Here is a 241-nt window from a genome sequence, read left to right as displayed (position 1 = left end):
CTTGATGTTGTTCATTGTAGCCGTCTAAAGATGCGGAAAAAAGGTTAACTTGATCATCAGTAAAAATGGCGTCTTCAAAAGTTAAATTAGTTTTTTGAATGAAAAACTGCCGAGCGATAGGTTCCATCTTTTGTCCATGTAGTGTATATTGATTAGCGGTAAAAGTAGTTCCAAAGAGTTTATCATGAACTAATTGTTCCATGGAACGAAAGGGGTCTAACCCCGTAATGGAAGCGATTTC

Annotated in this window: 1 protein-coding gene; it reads right to left on the bottom strand. The window is 36.9% G+C overall.

Going from position 1 to position 241, the window contains the following annotated elements; genetic code table 11:
• Positions 1–241: YqaJ viral recombinase family protein (locus tag RI68_RS02215; protein WP_017193611.1), on the bottom strand; the 241-nt coding region annotated here is incomplete at both ends.

This window comes from Vaccinium witches'-broom phytoplasma str. VAC, from assembly GCF_000309405.1.
GTDB lineage: Bacteria > Bacillota_I > Bacilli_A > Acholeplasmatales > Acholeplasmataceae > Phytoplasma.
Note: the sequence above shows the minus strand (reverse complement) of the source record. Positions and strands in the feature narration are given on the sequence as shown.